This is a genomic window from Phyllobacterium sp. SB3 (assembly GCF_040009165.1).
In the GTDB taxonomy this organism is placed as follows: Bacteria; Pseudomonadota; Alphaproteobacteria; order Rhizobiales; family Rhizobiaceae; genus Phyllobacterium.
On sequence record NZ_JBDYKI010000006.1, the window covers coordinates 150,089 to 171,235 of the forward strand.

General features: G+C 54.4%; 20 protein-coding genes and 2 pseudogenes. 20 read left to right on the forward strand and 2 right to left on the reverse strand.

Translation table 11 applies throughout. From position 1 onward, the window contains the following. Window positions 1-47 precede the first annotated feature (47 nt). The 10 genes from ABKW30_RS21485 to ABKW30_RS21530 all read left to right on the forward strand — a co-directional run bounded on the left by ABKW30_RS21485 (window position 48) and on the right by ABKW30_RS21530 (window position 9,897). On the forward strand, window positions 48-332 hold the full coding sequence (locus ABKW30_RS21485) for a helix-turn-helix transcriptional regulator (protein WP_348600967.1): 285 nt from the start codon (window positions 48-50) through the stop codon (window positions 330-332). A gap of 20 nt (window positions 333-352) precedes the next feature. Then, window positions 353-1,696, forward strand: a complete 1,344-nt coding sequence (locus ABKW30_RS21490; protein WP_348600968.1) for a type II toxin-antitoxin system HipA family toxin — start codon at window positions 353-355, stop codon at window positions 1,694-1,696. Window positions 1,697-1,895: 199 nt separating this feature from the next. Continuing rightward, the gene (locus ABKW30_RS21495) at window positions 1,896-2,084 is read left to right on the forward strand and encodes a hypothetical protein (protein ID WP_348600969.1); all 189 of its coding nucleotides are present in this window, start codon (window positions 1,896-1,898) and stop codon (window positions 2,082-2,084) included. Then, window positions 2,081-2,449, forward strand: coding sequence for a hypothetical protein (locus ABKW30_RS21500; RefSeq protein ID WP_348600970.1), 369 nt, complete (start codon window positions 2,081-2,083; stop codon window positions 2,447-2,449). The genes ABKW30_RS21495 and ABKW30_RS21500 overlap by 4 nt, the downstream gene beginning before the upstream one ends. Before the next feature lie 541 nt (window positions 2,450-2,990). After that, window positions 2,991-4,007 (forward strand): LacI family DNA-binding transcriptional regulator, encoded by a 1,017-nt coding sequence (locus ABKW30_RS21505; RefSeq protein ID WP_348601110.1) that lies wholly within the window; start codon window positions 2,991-2,993, stop codon window positions 4,005-4,007. Between the two features lie 29 nt (window positions 4,008-4,036). Further along, window positions 4,037-5,092: a sugar phosphate isomerase/epimerase gene (locus tag ABKW30_RS21510; RefSeq protein ID WP_348600971.1), complete on the forward strand. Its 1,056-nt coding sequence runs from the start codon at window positions 4,037-4,039 to the stop codon at window positions 5,090-5,092. 12 nt (window positions 5,093-5,104) lie between these two features. Beyond that, window positions 5,105-6,277 carry a Gfo/Idh/MocA family oxidoreductase gene (locus ABKW30_RS21515; RefSeq protein ID WP_348600972.1) on the forward strand — a complete coding sequence of 391 codons (1,173 nt, stop codon included), beginning with the start codon at window positions 5,105-5,107 and terminating at the stop codon, window positions 6,275-6,277. Further along, window positions 6,277-7,827, forward strand: coding sequence for a sugar ABC transporter ATP-binding protein (locus tag ABKW30_RS21520; RefSeq protein WP_348601111.1), 1,551 nt, complete (start codon window positions 6,277-6,279; stop codon window positions 7,825-7,827). The genes ABKW30_RS21515 and ABKW30_RS21520 overlap by 1 nt, the downstream gene beginning before the upstream one ends. Further along, on the forward strand, window positions 7,824-8,834 hold the full coding sequence (locus tag ABKW30_RS21525; RefSeq protein WP_348600973.1) for an ABC transporter permease: 1,011 nt from the start codon (window positions 7,824-7,826) through the stop codon (window positions 8,832-8,834). The genes ABKW30_RS21520 and ABKW30_RS21525 overlap by 4 nt, the downstream gene beginning before the upstream one ends. 118 nt (window positions 8,835-8,952) lie before the next feature. Then, complete coding sequence (locus ABKW30_RS21530) at window positions 8,953-9,897, forward strand: substrate-binding domain-containing protein (RefSeq protein ID WP_348600974.1); 945 nt, start codon at window positions 8,953-8,955, stop codon at window positions 9,895-9,897. 53 nt (window positions 9,898-9,950) lie between these two features. Here the strand turns inward: ABKW30_RS21530 and ABKW30_RS21535 are convergent, their stop codons facing one another. Then, complete coding sequence (locus ABKW30_RS21535; RefSeq protein ID WP_348600975.1) at window positions 9,951-10,400, reverse strand: hypothetical protein; 450 nt, start codon at window positions 10,398-10,400, stop codon at window positions 9,951-9,953. A 186-nt stretch (window positions 10,401-10,586) separates the two neighbouring features. Here ABKW30_RS21535 and hemP point away from each other — a divergent pair, with 186 nt between their 5' ends. The 10 genes and pseudogenes from hemP to ABKW30_RS21585 all read left to right on the forward strand — a co-directional run bounded on the left by hemP (window position 10,587) and on the right by ABKW30_RS21585 (window position 20,116). Continuing rightward, a complete protein-coding gene (gene hemP, locus ABKW30_RS21540) occupies window positions 10,587-10,796 on the forward strand; it encodes a hemin uptake protein HemP (RefSeq protein WP_348600976.1) in 210 nt (69 codons plus the stop codon). A 25-nt stretch (window positions 10,797-10,821) separates the two neighbouring features. Continuing rightward, window positions 10,822-11,874: a ChuX/HutX family heme-like substrate-binding protein gene (locus ABKW30_RS21545; protein WP_348600977.1), complete on the forward strand. Its 1,053-nt coding sequence runs from the start codon at window positions 10,822-10,824 to the stop codon at window positions 11,872-11,874. A 1-nt stretch (window position 11,875) separates the two neighbouring features. After that, complete coding sequence (locus ABKW30_RS21550; protein WP_348600978.1) at window positions 11,876-12,763, forward strand: ABC transporter substrate-binding protein; 888 nt, start codon at window positions 11,876-11,878, stop codon at window positions 12,761-12,763. Window positions 12,764-12,780: 17 nt separating this feature from the next. Continuing rightward, window positions 12,781-13,884, forward strand: coding sequence for an iron ABC transporter permease (locus ABKW30_RS21555; protein ID WP_348600979.1), 1,104 nt, complete (start codon window positions 12,781-12,783; stop codon window positions 13,882-13,884). A gap of 2 nt (window positions 13,885-13,886) precedes the next feature. Beyond that, complete coding sequence (locus ABKW30_RS21560; RefSeq protein WP_348600980.1) at window positions 13,887-14,678, forward strand: heme ABC transporter ATP-binding protein; 792 nt, start codon at window positions 13,887-13,889, stop codon at window positions 14,676-14,678. Window positions 14,679-14,835: 157 nt separating this feature from the next. Further along, window positions 14,836-18,612 carry a methionine synthase gene (metH, locus tag ABKW30_RS21565; protein WP_348600981.1) on the forward strand — a complete coding sequence of 1,259 codons (3,777 nt, stop codon included), beginning with the start codon at window positions 14,836-14,838 and terminating at the stop codon, window positions 18,610-18,612. Between the two features lie 18 nt (window positions 18,613-18,630). Continuing rightward, window positions 18,631-18,786 (forward strand): annotated as a pseudogene (locus ABKW30_RS21570) (IS6 family transposase); the annotation flags it as partial. Window positions 18,787-18,845: 59 nt separating this feature from the next. Then, window positions 18,846-18,980 (forward strand): annotated as a pseudogene (locus ABKW30_RS21575) (RES domain-containing protein); the annotation flags it as partial. Window positions 18,981-19,181: 201 nt separating this feature from the next. Next, window positions 19,182-19,304, forward strand: a complete 123-nt coding sequence (locus tag ABKW30_RS21580; RefSeq protein ID WP_348600982.1) for a hypothetical protein — start codon at window positions 19,182-19,184, stop codon at window positions 19,302-19,304. A gap of 203 nt (window positions 19,305-19,507) precedes the next feature. After that, a complete protein-coding gene (locus ABKW30_RS21585; RefSeq protein WP_348600983.1) occupies window positions 19,508-20,116 on the forward strand; it encodes a hypothetical protein in 609 nt (202 codons plus the stop codon). A gap of 11 nt (window positions 20,117-20,127) precedes the next feature. On the opposite strand, the gene ABKW30_RS21590 is transcribed toward ABKW30_RS21585, so the two are convergent. Continuing rightward, window positions 20,128-20,658: a GNAT family N-acetyltransferase gene (locus ABKW30_RS21590; RefSeq protein ID WP_348600984.1), complete on the reverse strand. Its 531-nt coding sequence runs from the start codon at window positions 20,656-20,658 to the stop codon at window positions 20,128-20,130. Between the last annotated feature and the right edge of the window lie 489 nt (window positions 20,659-21,147).

The window sequence follows — 21,147 nt, forward strand, 5'->3', positions numbered from 1 at the left end:
CTTAAATCAATATTTTGGGTTTAAATGCTATAATGGTCACATTTAACATGACTTCACCGAAGGAGATCATTGAAGATGTCTCAAAACGGATGAAGCGACGGCGGATCGATGCCAATTTTACCCAACGAGAGCTAGCTTCCAAGGCGGGAGTTTCCTACGGCTCCCTGAGAGTTTTTGAGGAGACCGGCAGGGCATCCTTTGAAGCTGTCGTAAAGCTCGCATTCGCTTTGGAGGCAGAAGCTGATTTTGAGCTCTTGTTTCCTTCAAGGCCTCCCAAGACACTTGAAGACGTCCTGGGACATCCGGCCAGGATGAGAGTTCGCAAGAAATGAAGTTCAGGCCAGTCAGAAAAATGAGGGTGATTCTCGATCTCGAGGGGTCTCAACGGGATTTGGGAACGCTTGCCTGGAGTACCGAGGAACGCCGGGCTTACTTTGAGTACGCAGCCGATTTCATAGCCACACCACTGCTAATTTCACCGTTCCATCTCGGTGTGAAGGCAGGTCTTCTTCCAGCTCAGCATGAACCGTTCAATGGGCTGCATGGGCTTTTTAACGACAGCCTTCCAGATGGATGGGGACGCCTATTGCTGGATCGTCGACTTCAAAAATCGGGGGTGGACTACCATACGCTTACGGCTTTGGACCGTCTTTCTGCGGTAGGAACTTCCGGAATGGGAGCATTGGCTTTCGTCCCTGAACTCACCGATGACAAGCATAGTGGAGGCGACTTGGACTGGTTCGTTGAGCAGGTTGAGCTTGTTCAGAAGGAAATGGACACGGCTGAGATCGACGCACTGCAAGGAGCGCAGGGCGGCTCCGCAGGCGCGCGTCCCAAGATCATGATCGGCTTGAACCCGGATCAGAATACCTTTGTAACCGATTACGGCCGTCAATTGAAGCTTGGTCTAGAACGCTGGATGGTTAAATCACGCAGCTCCGACGACCCAATAGATATCGGGGTCGAGGAGCACGCTTATGCGCTCATGGCCCGTGCAGCCGGGTTGGAGATGGCTGATACGCGGGTGCTGCAGACAAAAAAAGGAAATCGTCTTTTCGCGACCAAGAGATTTGACCGCACATCGCAGGGGCGACTGCATATGCATACTGCAAGCGGTCTTCTATATGCCGACCATCGACAAGCATCACTTGACTACGTCTCGCTTCACAAACTGACATACATGATGACAAGAGACAGCTCCGAGGTCCTGCGCATGTTCGGTCACATGGTTTTCAATGTGTATGCACGGAACCGAGACGACCATTCGAAGAACCATTCTTTCCTGATGGCATCGGATGGGCGGTGGAAACTCTCTCCGGCATACGACCTGACCTTCTCGGCAGGCCCGGGAGGACAGCATAGTACATCGATTGCAGGGGAAGGATTGAACCCCGGGCGGCAGCATTTGCTTGCCGTCGCTAATGGCGCTTCCATTTCCGAGCAGAAAGCGTTGAACGTGATTGAACTCACCCGATCTGCTATCGATCGCTGGCCTATGTTCGCGGACGAAGCAGGTCTATCCAGAGCACGAACCAGTGAGCTTGATTTGATCCTAAATGGACGCAGGCCTCAGCCTGAACAGGCGAAACATCACGACGCATCCCGCGACAACCTCGCTGTTTCCGAGCCCGCGCCAAGACGAAAGAAGAGCCGCCCAAGCGATGATGGGAACACTCCAATCGGTCGCCGCCGTTGATGTCCTAAAAGCCTAGCAGCTAGGACGCGCTCTTTTAGCTGTACTGGTAGTTTTTCTAACTAAGGTCAAAAAGAGCGTTAGCGTTCTGAAGCGCGCTTCGCGTCTCATAAAAAGGTCTCAGGGGAGCGATAGCCTTCAAAACAATCTAGAAGAAATTTCGACAGAATTCGCCTCATGGAATGGGGCTGCCGCGCAACACTTGTCAGCTACGTGGTCGGAATTCCGCGAAACCACCATTGAACCACGTTCCGGTCATAACGGTATCCGCAATGCGATCCGGCCATCCATATTCTTTAATCTCGATGACATGGGGTTTGGTGTCTCCGGCTGGCGCTCGGTAAATATATCCGCATCAATGGCGCTCGCAGATGAGGGGGATTTCCTATGAATCAGGGCTACATTGAGAGCAATTCTTCCGAAAGTGACAAGCCGTTAATCTTCAGGCTTGAGATGGGTCTCATCGCGTTTGATGAGGTAAGCCCTGTGATCGATGATCTTGAGAATTCCGAAATTGATTTGCGTGACCACGCTGCCGTGTTGGAGCGCTGTGAAGGATACGTGGATGATGCAGAAAATTTGATTGAAAAAATTGGTTTTGTCTCGGATGAATTAAAACCGCAAATTAGTCAGGACATAAGGAATTTTTTCAGCAAGCCTACGATTTGTCTTATCGTTATTTTTTGGCGAACCAGACAAGCCTTTCCGAAGAGTTTACTTTTCCTGCGGGATTGGGTTTGGCTCCGCCCAATCTAGACGCAGATAATTTCGAAACACAGCGGTTCATTGAAGCCTGGGGCAATTTCCATATAGCTACTAACTATCCCCATTTACTGGAACCTCCTTTTCGGAATGCCCCAGACCCAAGCAATCTCCTTAAGTTGTAAATACTTGCCTGCTCAGTCGTTGGACAAATTCAGGCCTTGGCAACTAGCAGATGTGTCGCAACGAGCGACGCACGAGTTTGTGGGTGATGCGATCAACTTTGCAACGCGTGGCGACTGAATAGCGACATCTGAGCTCAGTCTTGCAGGTGATCGACGGGGCAAAGCATCTAGCTGTTTGCTGGGGCGGTTGAAGCTGAATTCCAAGCAACTGTAACTATGTGGAAACGGGCGGCGGTACACTGTTAAGTCGATTGAGGCACACTATGGGGTAGATTCGACCTAACTATGTGTCGCTTGATAATGACGGTATGATTTCCCGTCAAATTTCCCATCAAAAGAGCTCAAAAAGAGTTGCACACCTCATTTGGCTGAACTAGTATATCAGCCGGAGGAGAATTCTCGTGGTGAAAATGACGCTGGAAGACGTCGCCCGAGAAGCCGGTGTCAGTCTCGCAACGGTTGATCGCGTGGTAAACGGGAGGATAGGTGTGCACGCGCGCACCATCCAGCGCGTCAATGCGGCTATTAAACAGCTTGGCTTTCTGCCGGACCCGCACGCCTCCCGTCTGGCGCGAGGGCGCGATTATGACTTCCGCATCATTCTACCGACCGGCGACAATGAATTCATGCAGGCTCTTGCCGCAGAGTTTCGTGCCACGCGCGAACGCCAGTTGCAGGAAAGGGTGCGGCTGAACATTCAATATGTCGATACGTTCGATGGCGAAGCACTCGCTGCCGCACTGGAAAAGCTCCCCGCGGGCATTGATGGTGTGGCAGTCGTCGCACTGGACCATCCTGCTGTTACCGAAGCTATCAACGCCCTGGCCGATAGTGGCGCCGTCGTTCTTACGCTTGTGTCCGATGTCCCCAATTCGCGGCGAGCCCATTATGTCGGGATTGATAATTTTGCGGCCGGCCGCACCGCTGCATCGCTGATCGGCCGCTTTGTAGGACCGCGCAAGGGCAAGGTCGGCATGATTGCCGGTTCACTCGCATTGCGCGACCACGTTGAGCGGCAGTTCGGGTTCGAGCAGGTTCTGTCACGCGAATACCCAAATCTGGAAGTTCTTCCCGTCCGCGAGGCACGGGACGAAAATGCCCGGGTGGAAGCCATCACAAAATCTTTGCTTCAGGATCATCCCGATACGGTCGCCATCTATAATGCCGGTGGCGGGCAGGCGGGCGTAATCGCTGCGCTGGAAACGGCCAATCGCGCATCTGACATGATTTTTGTGGCGCACGAACTGACCGCTTCAACGCGCCGTCACCTTGTGCGTGGCACGATCGACGCAATCATAAATCAGGACGTCGGGCACATGGCCCGCAGCGCGGCCCGCATCCTCACTGCTTTGAAGGAAGGCCGTCCGATTGTTTCGGGACAGGAGCACATCCGCATCGACATCTTTCTCAGGGACAACATGCCCTGACGGCTATAACCGGTATTTGGAGGAAGCATATGAAGACGATCAAGGGACCAGCCATTTTCCTCGCACAGTTTGCGGGTGATGCAGCTCCGTTCAACACATTGGATGCAATGTGCGGATGGGCAGCAGGGCTCGGCTATAAGGGCATTCAGATTCCGGCGTGGGATGGACGCCTCATTGATATCAAAAAGGCTTCCGACTCCAAAGACTATTGTGATGAGATCGCGGGGACAGCAGCAAAGCATGGGCTGACAATCACCGAGCTTGCCACTCATCTGCAAGGCCAGCTTGTTGCCGTTCACCCGGTCTATGATGAACTCATGGATGGTTTTGCCGCGCCCGAGGTCCATGGGAACCCGGCAGCACGGCAGGAATGGGCCGTCGATCAGCTAAAGCGTGCAGCCCGGGCATCAAAGCATCTTGGCCTCAAGACCGTTCCGACATTTTCCGGCGCTCTGGCATGGCCATTTCTCTATCCATTCCCGCAGCGTCCGGCAGGCCTGGTTGAAGCTGCTTTTGACGAGCTGGCAAGGCGCTGGACGCCAATCCTCAATTACTTTGACGAGCAGGGCGTTGACGCTGCCTATGAGATTCATCCTGGCGAAGATCTCCATGACGGCATCACCTACGAGATGTTTCTGGAGCGGGTCAACAATCACTCACGCGCCAATCTGCTTTACGATCCGTCTCATTTCGTACTGCAGCAGCTCGATTATCTCGACTACATCGATATCTATCATGAGCGCATCAAGGCATTTCATGTGAAGGATGCCGAATTCAATCCGACAGGACGGCAAGGTGTCTATGGTGGCTTCCAGTCATGGGTAAACCGCGTCGGTCGTTTCCGTTCCCTGGGTGACGGACAGGTTGATTTCGGGGCGATTTTCTCCAAACTGACCGCCTACGATTTTGATGGCTGGGCAGTTCTGGAATGGGAATGCGCGCTCAAGCATCCAGAGGACGGTGCCCGTGAAGGTGCCCAGTTCATCGACGCCCACCTGATCCGGGTTACAGAGCGGGCATTTGACGATTTCGCCGGGGCTGGCACTGACGACGCGGCCAATCGCCGTATTCTTGGCCTGAAGTAAGAGGACGAAGCAATGGCCATTGGAGCATCCAAAGAAAAGTCGGCGGGCAAGCGTATCCGCATCGGCATGGTCGGCGGCGGGCAGGGGGCATTTATCGGTGCGGTGCATCGCATTGCGCTGCGTATGGACGACCAGTTTGAACTGGTCGCAGGCGCGCTTTCATCCGACCCCGACCGTGCCAAGGCATCGGCGCGCGAGATCGGCATTGCCGATGACCGCGCCTATACGTCTTTTGAAGAAATGGCCAAGGCTGAGGCCAAGCGCCCGGACGGCATTGAGGCCGTCTCGATAGTCACGCCAAATCATATGCACGCACCGGCTGCAAAGGCGTTTCTGAAAGCGGGCATTCATGTGATCTGCGACAAGCCTTTGACGACCACTGTCAAGGAAGCGAAGGAACTTGTTTCCCTGGTCAACAAGACCGGAAAGCTCTTCGTGGTCACTCATAATTACACCGGCTATCCCATGATGCGGCAGGCGCGGGCAATGGTGGAAAAGGGTTTGCTTGGAACCATTCGCGTGGTGCAGGCGGAGTATCCGCAAGACTGGATGACGGAAAAAACCGAAAGTTCCGGCTCCAAGCAGGCTGAATGGCGTGTTGATCCCAAGCGCTCGGGTGCTGGTGGTGCCATCGGCGACATTGGCACACATGCCTATAATCTCGCCTGTTTCGTATCCGGCCTGAAACTCAAGCAGCTTTGCGCGGAGCTGACGAGCTTTGGCGAAGGTCGTGTTCTCGACGATGACGTACAGATTCTCATGCGTTTCGATGGCGGTGCCAAGGGCATGATCTGGGCAAGCCAGGTTGCACCGGGCAATGAGAACGGCCTCAAGCTTCGCATCTATGGCACAAAGGGCGGCCTTGAGTGGACGCAGGCTGATCCCAATTATCTCTGGTACACGCCATTCGGCAAACCAAAGCAATTGCTGACTCGAGGCGGTGTCGGTGCATCGCCAGAGTCAGCCCGCGTCACGCGCGTTCCCGGCGGACATCCCGAGGGCTATCTCGAAGGTTTCGCCAATATCTATACCGAGGCCGCGCAGGCAATTCTCGCTGCCCGCACTGGCAAGAAACTATCCAAGGATGTCATCTATCCAACTGTGCAGGATGGTCTGGCGGGTATGGAATTCATCGAGGCTGCGGTCAAGTCCTCAAAGGCTGGCGGCGTTTGGACGAAGGTGTGATGCAGACAAACCAACCCTTGAATGCCTCCAACGTGCCGGTGCTCGAAGCGCGCGGCATCGCCAAGGCATTTGGCCCGGTAGAAGTATTGACCGACATCAGCCTGACAATCATGCCGGGCGAGGTCCATGCGATTATCGGCGAAAACGGTGCCGGCAAGTCCACGCTGATGAAATTGCTCAGCGGCCATCTGAAGCCGACACGCGGTACAGTCGCTATCGACAATGAGCCTGTCAGCTTTGCAGGGCCAGTCGATGCGGAGCATCGCGGGCTGGTTCTGGTGCATCAGGAAATCCTGTTGGCGCCCGATCTGACAGTTGCCCAGAACATCTTCATGGGACGTGAACTGAAACGCGGCCTGATGGTCAACGACCGCGAAATGAACAGGCAATCGGTGGAGGCTGTCCGCAGCCTTGGCGCGGACATCGATCCCACCACGCAAATAGCCAGGCTCTCGATAGCCCGGCGGCAGCTCGTGCAGATTGCCCGTGCATTGCAGGTGCCGCATCGCGTTGTCATTTTCGACGAACCGACCGCCTCGCTCACACCCATTGAGACAGATGCACTGCTCAAGGTCATCCGCGACCTGCGCGACAAGGGTGTTGCCATTCTCTACATTTCGCATCGCTTGCCGGAAGTTGCCGCCATTGCGGACCGCATCACGGTCCTGCGTGATGGCAAGCTCATTGCAACCCGAAACGCGTCTGAATTGCAACCAGTCGATATGGCGCGACTGATGGTTGGGCGGGATATGTCAAAACTCTATCCCGAGCGTGAGGACACCGCCGCCCATCAGACGGTGCTTGATGTCAAGAATTTCGATGTGCCCGGCTATGCTCGCGATGCATCCTTTTCTTTGCGGAAGGGCGAGATCCTTGGCTTTGCCGGGTTGATCGGCGCTGGCCGTACAGAACTGCTTGAAGGTGTTGTCGGGCTTCGTACCGGTCATGGCCAGATTGCGTTCCATGGCAAGCCTGTCAAGTTCAACACGGTGCGCGACAGCATGGCCGCCGGGATTGTCTATCTCAGTGAGGACCGCAAAGGTAAGGGGCTCCTGCTGGCCCAGGATTTGCGTACCAACCTTACCTTGGCGACACTTGACAAATTCACCAAAGGTCCGCTGATCGAGCGTAAGCGCGAAGACAATAGCCTCGACAAAGCGATTACCGATTTCGACATTCGGGCGCGACGGCGCGATCTTCTGGCCGGGCAGCTTTCCGGCGGCAATCAGCAAAAGCTGCTACTCGCAAAGATGATGCTGCTGGAGCCGAGCATCGTCATCATCGATGAGCCGACACGCGGTATCGACATTGGCACCAAGGAACAGATTTACAAGTTCATTGCCGATCTCGCTAAGGCAGGAAAATCAGTCATCGTCATTTCATCGGAAATGCAGGAGCTGATCGGCATCTGTCACCGCATTCTTGTCATGCGCTCGTCCCGCATCGTCGGCGAAGTAACCGGCGACGCGATGACCGAAGAAGAAATCGTCGTCCACGCCACAGGCGTCAAAATCAATGAAGCAGAGCTTTACAGTGCGGGGAACGCATGAGCGATACAACGACAAATACTGACACGCGGGGTTTCGTCCGCAAACTGGCTGATCTCGACAAGACAGCTGTCGCGCCATTCCTTGCGCTCGCAGCGTTGTTCGTTCTTGGCGCGTTCATCAATCCGAACTTCCTGTCGATAGACAATCTGCTGAACGTTTTGACACGTTCCTCTTTCATTGCGATTATCGCTGTCGGTGCCACGTTCGTCATCTCGGCCGGTGGTCTGGACCTGTCAGTCGGTTCCATGGCGGCGCTGGTCGCGGGCGTCATGCTGCTATTCCTGAATTCAGCTGCGATTGACGGCGACATGGCGATGCTTTGCGTTGGCGTGGTTGTGGCGATCGGGGTTGGGGCGCTTGCCGGGTTGCTGAATGGCACAATCATAACGATTGGAAAAATTGAACCCTTTATCGTCACGCTGGGTACCATGGCGATCTTCCGGTCTGTTACCGTCTGGCTTGCCGACGGCGGTTCCATAGCCATGAAATCAACATCGATGCGCGCGCTGTTCAGGCCGGTTTATACGGGAACGTTTGTCGGGCTACCCATTCCTGTCTGGATCATCGCAGTTGTCGGGATTCTCGCAGCCTTCATTCTCTACAAAACTTCCTTTGGCAGGCATGTGATCGCAGTGGGCTCCAACGAAGATGTTGCGAAATATTCGGGCATCCATGTCAACCGCGTGCGCGCAATGACCTACGTGCTGCAAGGCATTTGCGTCGCGATTGCTGTCATTGTTTATATCCCGCGTCTTGGGGCAGCGACAACCACAACCGGTATGCTGTGGGAGTTGCAGGCCATCACTGCGGTGGTGATCGGCGGTACTGCGCTGCGTGGCGGTGTCGGGCGCATATGGGGCACGATCTGCGGTGCCTTCATGCTCGAGATCGTCGGCAACATCATGGTGCTGTCGAATATCGTAAGCGAATACCTGATTGGAGCTGTTCAGGGAACGATCATCATTATTGCAATGCTTGTCCAACGGACACTGCAAAAGAAGAAGTGACCGGAGGCGGTCACAAAAGGAATAGGGGCGGGAGGCTGCCCCTTGAGACGGGGCGGGGGAAAAGGGGCCACCCACCGAGCCGCAATCAAGGCCCGAACGAAAAATTGGGAGAGAACAAATGCGTAAATTCATGATGGGTCTGGTGGGAGCGGCTCTCGCTTCGACAATGACCTTCGCCTATGCTCAGGACAAACAGGTCAATATTGCCGTTTCAATTCCGGCAGCGGATCATGGCTGGACAGGCGGTGTTGTCTATCACGCTGAACGTGCTGCCAAGTTGCTGGAGAAGGCTCATCCGGGCCTGAAGATCACTGTAAAGACTTCACCCGATGGTGCCTCGCAGGCCAATGCACTGGAAGATTTGACCACGCAGGGCATGGATGCGCTTGTAACGCTGCCACACAATTCCGATGAGCTGACCGATCCGCTTCGTCAGGTCAAAGAAAAGGGCATTTTCGTCACGGTCGTGGATCGGGCACTGTCCGACCCGACCGTTCAGGACCTTTATGTTGCCGGTAACAATCCGGAACTCGGCCGCGTTGCAGGTACATATCTAAAGGATGCGCTGAAGACCGGCGACGTTGTGGTTATTCGCGGCCTGCCAATTGTCATTGATGAAGAGCGTCAAAAAGGCTTCGACGATGCGATTGCCGGCAGCGACATCAAGGTTCTGGACAAGCAGTTCGGCAACTGGTCGCGCGATGATGCATTCAAGGTCATGCAGGACTACCTGACCAAGTTCCCGAAGATCGATGCGGTATGGTGTCAGGATGACGATATGGCTGTTGGTGTTCTGGAAGCCATCAGCCAGGCAAAGCGTACCGATATCAAGCTGGTTATAGGCGGCGCAGGAATGAAGGACATGATCAAGCGCGTTGCAGACGGCGATGCAATGACACCGATCAATGTGCTCTATCCGCCATCAATGATCGCTACAGCCATGGAACTGACAGTAGCCAACTTCTACGATCAGGTTCCGGTACGTGGCAGCTATATCCTTGATGCAACACTTGTCACCAAGGACAATGCGGCTGAATTCTACTTCCCGGATTCGCCGTTCTGATCCAGTCTGAATCAGAAATTCGAAGGGCCCGCAAAGGGCCCTTCTTTTTTGGATCAGCTTCCGAACTGGATACCAGACTTTGTTATCGGATTAAGTTGTCGAATACACGCCTTGGTATCAACGCCAGCGCCGGCGCACTCGGTCGAATCGTTCACAAGAACGCGTGTAACCTTTGTGCAATCGAGTTCACCGAGATCAAAACGGCGCACCTTTGTCTTTCCCTGCGGCAGTTCTTTGAAGTCCAGCAAGGTAATCCGGTCGACAACCTGCGCCTGATTGAACAATGCAACCTCAAAGCCAACCTTGTCCAAGGCGGCACCAAGATTATTCGTCACAACGAAGGTCAGGCGGCATCCCTTTTCCGAAGGCTGCAATGCATTCAACTCCAGCGTCAGTGCCGGCGGAGAGGCAGCTTCCTGCGCGGGCGCAATGTCTACCGCGGCAAGAATCAGCAGTGCAGTTGCGGCGATCAAGCCAACGGAATGGCGTGCTATGAAGTTCATGAATTTACCCTCTGTTATTCCCACCATGGCACCCGTTTTCTTGATCACAGTTTTGTCAATTTTGAAACAGGAGTCATTGACTCTCCTTTCTTTTGAGTAATAAAGATGATACTTGTAGTCAAGTTTAAATGAGGGGGTACTGGAATATCCGATACCCTTTGAGAAAGGCACGAAAAGGCCATTGCCATGTCGCGACGCCAAATCATCGATCTGCAGGTTCGCCTTCCCAACGTGACACCAATCCGAGCAGACTATCGCCGACCCATACAGTCAGATATTCGAGTGTTTGGCAGTGATATTTTATTTGACGGATCAAGTGAGGTTGGCATTGAACATGCCGGGTCTCTCTACCGTTTGAAAATCACGCGCCAAGGCAAACTCATACTGAATAAATGATTTGATACAGAAGGTTTCTGAAGTGATGACTGTTAGAATAACACCTGAAGCGATCCGCCAGGCAAGACTGGACAATCCCAAAATGCGTGAGCGTGATCTCGCGCAACAACTGGAAATCTCCGAGGCTGATTTTGTCGCTGCATATTGCGGCATTAGCGCCACGCGCATCTCGCCGCGCATCGAGACTTTCCTGACTGAAATCGAAGCACTTGGCGAAGTCATGGCACTTACGCGCAATGAGAGCGCGGTTCACGAAAAGATCGGCGTTTATGACAAGCCCATCGTTGGCAAGCATGCCTCAATGATGCTCGGCGAGCAGATCGACCTCCGCTTGTTCCCCAACTCATGGAAACATGGTTTTGCCGTGGAAAAAGAAGATGGCGATGCCATCCGGCGCAGCTTGCAATTTTTCGATGCTGCGGGCGAAGCGATCCACAAAATTCACCTGCGTCCATCTTCCAATCTGGAAGCGTATGCGGCGCTGGTTTCAAAGCTGAAGCTGGACGACCAGTCCCAGTCAATCGAAACCACGGAGCTTCCAAAGCCCGAACAGAAGAAGCGTGAACTGGAGGAGCTTGATACATCGAGTCTCCGCGATCGCTGGACTCAGATGAAGGATGTCCATGAGTTTTTCGGCATCCTCAATTCTCTGGAAATGACCCGTCATCAGGCCGTTCAGGTCATCGGGCAGGACTATGCCTGGCAACTGGACAATGATGCGCTCGTTGCCATGATGCACCATGCTGCACAGGAACGACTTCCCATCATGTGCTTTGTCGGCAATCGCGGTTGTATCCAGATTCATTCCGGGCCGATCGAAAACATCAAGCCTATGGGCCCTTGGATCAATATCCTGGACGAGACCTTCCACATGCATCTTCGGACAGACCGCATTGCCGAACTCTGGGCAGTGCGCAAACCTACCAAGGACGGGCATGTGACTTCTCTTGAGGCTTACGGAACGGAAGGCGACATGATCATCCAGTTCTTTGGCAAGCGTCACGAAGGCAATCACGAGCGCGAAGACTGGCGAAATCTCGTAGAGAGCCTGCCCCGTTTGATGCGCGCGGCCGCATAAAATGATCAAGTCTTTCAAGCTTACAGCCTTGGCCGGAATTTTCGGAATTCTGGCTCTTTCCGGCCATGCAACCGCAGAGGAGGTTACCGGGCCTCTGCGCGATACCAGCCGGGTGGTATCCATTGGCGGTTCGATTACCGAGATTATCTTCGCACTCGGAGAACAAAGCCGCCTCGTGGGACGCGATACAACCAGCGTATATCCCAAGGAAGCCTTTGCGCTTCCTGACGTGGGGTATATGCGGGCTATTTCTCCTGAAGGTGTTCTGTCGATCAATCCGACAGCGATTATCGCCGTCGAGGGCAGTGGACCGGATCAAGCTATCGATCTTCTGAAAAAGGCCAGCGTGCCTTTCGTCTTTGTGCCTGAAAACTACACGGCCACAAGCGTTTCCGAGAAAATCAGGATCGTGGGTAAAGCCCTTAGCGTAGAGGACAAGGCCAAAAAGCTCGCGGACGATGTTGAAGCTGACCTTGCCGCCGCGCAAGCCGAAACCAAAGATATCAAAACCCGCAAGCGGGTCCTGTTCGTGCTCAGCATTCAAGGCGGAAAGATCCTGGCAGCGGGTGGCCAGTCGGCTGCAAACGGCATTATCAAACTTGCCGGTGCGGACAATGCTGTCGAAGGCTTCACCGGCTACAAGGCTTTGAGCGACGAAAGCATCCTACTGGCAAAACCCGATGTTATCCTGGTAATGGATCGTGGCGACAATCACGCGACGGTCGATAATGAACTCCTTGCCAACAAGGCGATTGCCGCAACACCGGCAGGTGAGAACAAGGCAATCATCCGTATGGGCGGGCAATATCTGCTTGGGTTCGGGCCAAGGACAGCAAGTGCGGTTCGCGATCTGTCCAAGCGGCTCTATGGCGATAAAGTAACCCAATAATGAGCGAGGCCATTCTCATGAAACCAACTGCCCCGTATGCGAAACGGGTCAGCGGAAAAGGTCGAGCCGATGGCGACCGGTCGTTTCTGGCCAAGATTGTAATTGCATTTCTCAGTCTGGCTTTCATTGCAACTTTCCTGTTCAGCCTCGCATCAGGTGCATCCGATGCATCGGTGATTTCGGTCATTGGTTCGCTCCTGCACAACGCGGCAAGTCCCGCCGATGCTTTGTCCGTACGTGACAGCATCATCATCTATGACATTCGCCTTCCGCGCGTCATTCTCGGTGCTTTGATAGGGGCTTCGCTCGCCGTGTCCGGTGCGGTCATGCAAGGGCTCTTCCGCAACCCTTTGGCTGATCCCGGCATCGTTGGTGTGTCTTCGGGCGCAGGGCTTGGAGCGTTGAGCGTGATCGTGCTCGGCAATACTCTGCTCGCTCCCGTGATCATGCGTTTGGGCGTCTATGCTTTACCCATGGCGGCTTTTCTCAGTGCGCTGGCCTTCACATTCATTCTTTACTCTGTCGCCACCCGGCGCGGACAAACCTCCATCGCCACCATGCTTCTGGCAGGTATCGCGCTTGGTGCCATGGCAACCGCTTACATGGGGGTTCTTACCTATATTGCGGACGACCGTCAGCTCCGCGATCTGACATTCTGGCTCCTGGGCTCATTGGCCGGTGCCAGCTGGATGAAGATCGTGGCAACAAGCCCGTTCATCGTGGTGGCACTGCTCGTTTCACCGTTTCTGGCACGCGGATTGAATGGGCTCGCCTTGGGTGAAGCCACCGCCAGCCATCTCGGTATTCCGGTGCAACGCTTCAAGATGATTGCAATCGTGGCTGTAGCGGCGGCGACAGGCGCTTCGGTCGCCGTCAGCGGCGTCATCGGCTTTGTCGGCGTGGTCGTTCCCCATTTGCTGCGGCTGGTCATCGGGCCGGATCATCGTTATCTGCTTCCCGCATCTGCACTGCTTGGGGCAAGCCTTCTGCTGCTTGCCGATGCGGTCAGTCGCACAATCGTTGCTCCCGCAGAACTGCCGATAGGCATTGTTACTGCTGCCGTCGGTGCCCCGGTGTTCCTGTGGATATTGCTACGCAAGCGCGGCATTCTGGACCTATGACAATGATCCATATCTCAGACCTCAACGTCCATCTGGGTAAGGCCCACATCGTGCACAAAGCCCGTTTCGATGCCTTGGCGGGAGAGATCACTGTTATCGTTGGGCCTAACGGTTCCGGCAAGACAACGCTCATGCGTGCTCTTTCCGGCGATTTGTCTTACACCGGGACAATTACCATCAATGGGCACTCGCTCAGTCATTTGAAGCTTTGGCAAATGGCTGCAATGCGTGCCATCCTGCCACAATCCACATCATTGGCATTTCCATTCACGGTGCGCGAAATCATTAAGCTCGGATTGACCAGTGGCCGGTCTCTCGGCTCGGCGAAGAATATGGACCATCTGCCGGATGAGGCTTTGGAACTGGTCGATCTTGCCGGCTTTGGTGGCCGTTTCTATCAGGAACTTTCCGGCGGCGAGCAGCAGCGGGTTCAGCTCGCCCGGGTTCTATGTCAGGTGTGGGAGCCTGTGCTGGACGATCAGCCACGCTTTCTTTTTCTGGATGAGCCGGTCTCAAGTCTCGATATCAAACACCAGTTGATTATCATGGAAATCGCGCAATCCTTTGCCAAACGGGGCGGCGGCGTTATTGCAATCCTTCATGATCTCAATCTGACTTCGATGTATGCAGATCGTGTGGTCGTCATGCATCAAGGGCGTGTTGACAGCGTGGGGAGCCCCCGTGAAGTTCTCACGGACGAGCGTATTTTACGTGTCTACGAATGTGCGCTCAAAGTCGGCGTCCTGCCTGCCGCACAGGTGCCATTCGTACTGCCGCAATCTGCAGTAATTTAATCCTCTTGGGGATCGCTCCAATCATGGTGAGGGGTATAAAATACCCCAATCCAACTGCGACACATCATGCCGCATGCGGAATTGATTTGTTGACATAAACATATCTTTATGTGATCCTGAGCCTCACCCAAATACTGGTTTTGAGGCGTATCGAGTTATGAATAATGCGGTTGACAGTCTTTTTGGTCCCATGGGCGCTCCTCGGGATGGAAAAGAAGTTTTTGCGGCCCTGACCAAGGCTGCAAAAGAACGCATATTGATTCTTGATGGCGCGATGGGCACCCAGATTCAGGGGCTCGGCCTCAATGAAGACGATTTCCGTGGCGACCGGTTTGGCGATTGCTCTTGTCACCTGCAGGGTAACAACGACCTGCTGATCCTGACACAGCCGCAGGCTATCGAAGATATCCACTATGCCTATGCGATGGCAGGGGCCGATATCCTCGAAACCAATACTTTCTCCTCAACGACGATTGCCCAGGCTGACTACAGCATGGAAGAGGTCGTCTATGAGTTGAACCGGGACGGTGCGCGGCTTGCCCGGCGCGCAGCTTTAAAGGCCGAGCAAAAGGACGGGCGCAGGCGCTTCGTCGCCGGGGCGCTTGGTCCGACAAACCGTACAGCCTCCATGTCGCCGGACGTCAACAATCCCGGCTATCGGGCTGTAACCTTTGACGACCTGCGCATTGCCTATGCTGATCAGGTCCGTGGCCTTATCGATGGCGGTGCGGATATCATCCTCATCGAAACAATCTTCGATACGCTCAATGCCAAGGCCGCGATCTTTGCCACCAACGAGGTCTTTGAAGAAAAGGGCATAGTCCTGCCGGTCATGATTTCCGGCACGATCACCGATCTGTCGGGACGTACGCTTTCCGGTCAGACGCCGACTGCTTTCTGGAACTCGGTGCGCCATGCCCAGCCGTTTACGATTGGCCTGAACTGCGCCCTCGGCGCAAATGCCATGCGCGCGCATCTGGCCGAAATCTCTAATGTCGCCGACACCTTCGTCTGCGCCTATCCGAATGCGGGTCTTCCCAACGAGTTCGGCCAGTATGATGAGAGCCCGGAAGCAATGGCGGCTCAGCTTGAAGGCTTTGCCAGCGAGGGTCTTCTCAATATTGTTGGCGGCTGTTGCGGCTCGACGCCCGAACACATCAGGGCCATTGCAGAGGCTGTGGGCAAGTATCCGCCGCGTGTGGTGCCGGATATCGCAGTCCACATGCGCCTGTCGGGTCTGGAACCCTTCACACTGACCAAAGACATTCCGTTTGTGAATGTCGGCGAACGCACAAACATCACCGGCTCGGCCAAGTTCCGCAAGCTCATCACTGCCGGTGATTACGCAACAGCGCTGGATGTTGCCCGTGATCAGGTGGCCAATGGTGCACAGATCATCGACATCAATATGGATGAAGGCTTGATCGATAGCGAAAAAGCGATGATCGAGTTCCTGAATCTCATCGCCGCCGAACCGGATATCGCTCGCGTCCCGGTGATGATCGATTCATCGAAGTGGGATGTCATCGAAGCAGGCCTGAAATGTGTTCAGGGCAAGCCGCTCGTCAATTCGATCTCCATGAAGGAAGGCGAAGAGGCATTCCTGTACTATGCCAAGAGAGTGCGTGCCTATGGTGCCGCTGTCGTGGTCATGGCGTTCGATATGGAAGGACAGGCCGATACGCTGGAGCGCAAGGTGGAAATCTGCACCCGCGCCTATGAGCTTCTGACGAAAGAAGCAGGATTCCCGCCTGAGGACATCGTTTTTGATCCCAACGTCTTTGCTGTTGCCACCGGCATCGAAGAACACAATGGCTATGGCGTTGCCTTCATCGAGGCGACAAAACAGATTACCGAAACCCTGCCGCATGTGCATATCTCGGGCGGTATTTCCAATCTTTCATTCTCGTTCCGCGGCAATGAACCCGTGCGCGAGGCCATGCATGCTGTCTTCCTCTATCACGCCATTCAGGTTGGCATGGATATGGGTATCGTCAATGCAGGCCAGCTGGCGGTCTATGAATCGATTGATCCCGAACTGCGTGAGGCTTGCGAAGACGTCGTGCTCAACCGGCGCGACGATGGAACGGAGCGCCTGCTTGATCTTGCCGAGCGCTACAAGGGCTCGGCAGGCAAGGAAGCCCGCGAGCGTGATCTTGCATGGCGCGAGTGGACTGTGGGCAAACGGATAGAACATGCCCTGGTCAACGGTATCACCGAGTTCATCGATGTCGACACCGAGGAAGCCCGCCTTGAGTCCGCGCGGCCTTTGCATGTCATTGAAGGCCCATTGATGGCAGGTATGAACGTTGTCGGCGATCTTTTCGGCGCCGGCAAAATGTTTTTGCCTCAGGTGGTGAAATCTGCGCGTGTGATGAAACAGGCCGTGGCCTTGCTCCTGCCTCACATGGAGGCGGAGAAGCTGGCCAATGGCGGCACCGGCGAGCGTGAAAGCGCCGGTAAGGTTCTGATGGCAACTGTAAAAGGCGACGTGCATGATATCGGCAAGAATATTGTCGGTGTCGTCCTTGCCTGCAACAATTACGAGATTATCGATCTGGGCGTCATGGTTCCGGCAACCAGGATTTTGCAGACCGCACGCGAACAGAATGTCGATATTATCGGCCTGTCCGGTCTCATCACGCCATCGCTTGACGAGATGGTGCATGTTGCTTCCGAGATGGAGCGCGAAGGCTTTGATATCCCGCTATTGATTGGTGGTGCAACGACAAGCCGTGTGCATACGGCTGTGAAGATCAATCCGCGCTATCATCAGGGGCAGACAATTTATGTGACCGATGCCAGCCGTGCTGTCGGTGTTGTCTCCAATCTTCTGTCGAAAGATATCAAACCGGGTTACATCGATACCATCCGTGCCGAATACGCCAGGGTTGCAGACGCTCACGCACGCAATGAAGCTGACAAACAGCGGCTGCCATTGGCGAAAGCCCGTGCCAATTCCCACAAGATCGATTGGTCGGCCTACACGCCGCCAAAGCCGACTTTCATCGGCACGCGGACTTTCGAGAACTATGATCTTCAGGAACTTGCCAACTATATTGACTGGACACCCTTCTTCCAGACATGGGAGCTGAAGGGGCGTTATCCGGCTATTCTTGAGGACGAAAAGCAGGGCGCGGCGGCGCGGCAATTGTTCGATGATGCGCAGGCAATGCTGAAAAAAATCATCGCCGAAAAATGGTTCAATCCGAAGGCGGTTATCGGCCTGTGGCCTGCCGGTGCGGAAGGCGACGACATTCGCGTCTTCACGGGCGAGGACCGGAATGAAGATCTCGCCACGTTCTACACACTGCGCCAGCAACTCTCGAAGCGCGACGGCCGTCCGAACGTCGCATTGAGCGATTTTGTGGCTCCGCTCGATAGCGGCAGGCAGGATTATATCGGTGCGTTTGTCGTTACCGCCGGTATCGAGGAAATCTCTATTGCCGAGCGTTTCGAGCGTGCCAATGATGACTATTCCTCAATTCTCGTCAAAGCACTGGCCGACCGTTTTGCCGAAGCCTTTGCCGAGTTGATGCATGAACGCGTTCGCAAGGAATATTGGGGGTATGCGCCGGACGAGCAGCTCGCACCTGAAGACCTTATTGGTGAACCATATAGAGGTATTCGTCCTGCTCCCGGCTATCCGGCCCAGCCGGACCATACGGAAAAGGAAACCCTGTTCCGTATTCTTGACGCCGAGGCAAAGATCAATGTCCGGCTGACGGAGAGCTATGCCATGTGGCCCGGCTCATCCGTGTCGGGTATCTATCTGGCGCATCCGGAATCCTATTATTTCGGTGTCGCCAAGGTAGAACGCGATCAGGTCGAGGATTATTCCGAGCGTAAATCCATGCCGGTAGAAGATGTGGAACGCTGGCTCGGTCCTATTCTCAACTACGTTCCCCAACCACGTAGTCTGGCAGCGGAGTAACCGATAACGCTTTGAGGGCGCATCCGAGCCATGCCTGGCTTCAAGTCTGAAGCCACAGCTAACGTCACACTCGGCGGTATCGAGCTGGTTCACATGATGCGCAAGCAGCAGGGACCGTTTGCTTCAACAAAGACCCTCACGCTCAGGCGGCAATTCGCGGAGCTCGCAGCATAATTGCCTCCAGAGTCAAGGCGCACTCCGCGCCGCCCGAATTCTTGCAACAAAACCCCGATTATCAAGGACTTCTCGTGCGAAGCTTTGCTCCTGGCGCTCCAGAGGACGATTTCAATCTCGTGCTCTGGAGATGGAATAAAACAGCTCGTTCCCGCCTTCGTCTGATTGACGACGAGAACCGGCTGTCAAGATAGTGGCTTCACCAAAAACAAAAGTCAGTCTTCCCCGGGGTTGCTGATTTTGTTGATTAACGGCCTTGCAATACACGAATGACTTTTGGTGTCACCTGGCCTCGCGCACCGGCGTTTAGATCAGAATGTGAGATTCTTCCCGATGCAACACCTTGGGTCATCCGCCTGCAGTAGACGCTTGGGACACTGCGTAGAGAAGTATTCATGACTTTTGCCAGTGCCTGTCTTGTGGTCACGGGCTTTCTGCTGATTGTTCCGACACAGTTGCTGACAAATTGCGATCTTACAGCGGGACTGCCTCGCAACATTTCTCTTCCGGAGTTGTAGGTGCCCTGGCTTACGCCGCAACCTGAAGCAGTGATTGATATCACGCTGATTGCAAGGAACTTCATCAGTTTCATCACAAAAGCCCTCCCTCATGTCTCGTAATAAACAATGCTGCTGATTGAAACGCAAGTTCTCGACGCACCGGGGCGATCCAGAACCGGTCTGATTCTCGGCCCGTCTATTATTGGAGACATCAGTGGTAATTGCCTGGGATCGAGCCGGATTCGATTGCGGGTAACTACCTGTTGGACGGGATGGGATACGTCGTTTCCGAGAAGGAAGGCCGTCTATTTACCCGGATAACTGGCCAGCCGGAGCTGGAAATCTTTCCGGAGGAAACCGATCGCTTCTTCTACAAGGCGGTTGCGGCTCAGATCACGTTCGTCCGTGGCGCAAAAGGTGCCGTCTCTGGACTTGTGCTGCATCAGAATGGATATGATCTTCCAGCCTCCCGTGTCGATGGAAGCGTCGTCAAGACCATTGAGGATGCAATGGCCGACCGGATCAAGCACAAAACGCCGCTGCCGGACAGCGAAGCTCTGCTCCGGCGCATTATCGCAGAGCACCAGCGGGGAGAGCCGGATTTCGAGCGAATGAAACCGCCTCTGGCAGCCCTTGCTCGTGAGCAGTCCGCGATGATCAAGGCCGATCTGGAGAAGATCGGCCTTTTGAAGAGTGTGTCCTTCAAAGGTGTGGGACCGGGTGGCGGGGATGTCCATGATGTGCGCTTCGAAAACGGCACCATGGAATGGGGATTTGCCTTGGCGGCGGATGGAAAATTCAGCGGTATCTATCTTCAGCGTTTCCCGTAGGCTCAGGTTCACTACGGCCGGAGAACGACTGGTGGATGCCAGCCACTGCAGAAGTTGCCGCATGAGGGCAAACTCAATCGTTCTCGTATTTCCGATACCAGACGGGACATCTGCACGGATGTCGTTCCGAAACCCATGCGTTGGTAGAACGACTGTGCGGCGACATTTTGAGCCGAGACGTTCAGGCAAACCATGTCAACGCCCCGTTGAGGCAACCATCCCAGCATGTGGTTCACAAGCGCCGTGCCATGGCTCTGTCGCCGCTTCGCTTCATCCACGCCAATGGCCATGATGAAGGCGAATTTGCGAAAGCGTGCGTCCTTTCGACCTGATACGTCAACAATCCTGACGGCATTCATACCGACGATCTGACCATCCTCCTCGATCAGAAAGGTCGTGCAGTCGCGAACAATCTGCAGCAATTCTTCATCGCCCATTTCTGCATCAGTGGTCGTAGCGACCACCGAGCCGATCTGTTTAAGCAGACGCACTATTGCGTGCGTGTCCTGCTCGTCTGCTATGCGAATTTGAAAAGAAGGCATCTGTCCTCTCTAACCCCGTCGATGCAGCTATTTGAAGCGGGCTGAACATTGATATAGTAGTCAAATAGTGTTCGATGGGGGCGAATGTGCCTTCTCCGGGAATGATAAACTCGGCATAAAATCCAGATCCATATCGTTCCCCTGATATGGAAAGCCGAAGTAAATGGATTTGTTCGAACGACGCCTTGAAGAATCTACAGTGTCGGCTGCCCTCTATCGCAGGCGTATCAGGAAAATAGCCTGGCAATTCAGTGAATTCACCATTTCGTTGCACAGTCCGTGATTTTCCCACTCAGCACCTTGAGCAGCATCAATAATTTAAGTGCTTTCTTCATAAGGATACCTCTTGTTTTCGCCTTCTGTGGCCCCGCTTATTGTGGGAGTCCCCAAGAAATATTCCAAGGAGCTGTCCAACTTGGCATATTATCTATTTCATTCGGTATGATCGGTCCGGCATTCGGCGACACATAAGTTAATTGGGCAACCTCC